Raw genomic sequence first — 823 nt, forward strand, 5'->3', positions numbered from 1 at the left:
AAAATGAGAACTCAAATTTTAACATTATTAAATATTTTAATCTATGGATTAGTCTTTTCCCAAGAAATAGAAATAATTGAAAAGGCTGATAGTATTCCAAACATCAAAGAAAAAGGATTAGCATTTATAAGTGATAAAACGGATTTAAAAGACTATTACTTTATTGCCAAAATTAAAGTTAAGGCAAACGATTTTAATCAAATATTAAGTGGTCTACAAAGAAAAGCGATTGATTTTAATGCAAATGCGTTTAAATATATTGGGAAAGTAATAACAAATAAAGAAACGTCTGTCTCTTTTGATTTGTATTCTGCTTTACCTGAATTAATAGAAAAAAGCAGAGATAATCTAGAAAAAAATATTATCTACTTCTTTGGGAATGACAAGAAAACTCAAAAATTTAAAATTGACAAACAAAAAATAGAACTGAAACCCAATGACATATATAGATATGAAATACCCAAAAAAAAGGAAGTAAAAATAAATAAAGGAGGTTTTACAGGAATGACTGTTTTTCATTATTGGAAAGAAAACCAACCCGTGACTTTTTATGCTTTTGGCTCTGGAAATATTACTGGATATGGGGATGGTTGGTCTTCAATCGGATTGAGTATTAATACTGGGAACATAATTGAATTGAGAAATGATTTTGCTTATCTATTGATGGAATTAAAAAAATAAAAAACTACTGCCAACAATGTATAACCGCAATTACGGCGGATTCGACTACGTCCGAATCCACTCTGTAATTGCTAACGTCTGTGCTTAACTGAAAATTAACGCATATTAACCCGTAACTGACGGTTATACGAGACCGTTGGCA

1 protein-coding gene is annotated in these 823 nt (G+C 29.6%); it reads left to right on the forward strand.

The annotated features are described in order from the left end of the window. Positions 1 to 681: hypothetical protein (locus Q0739_RS14900; protein WP_298239531.1), on the forward strand; the 681-nt coding region annotated here is incomplete at its 5' end. Positions 682 to 823: the final 142 nt, after the last annotated feature.

Source organism: uncultured Algibacter sp. (assembly GCF_947487605.1).
GTDB lineage: Bacteria > Bacteroidota > Bacteroidia > Flavobacteriales > Flavobacteriaceae > Algibacter_D.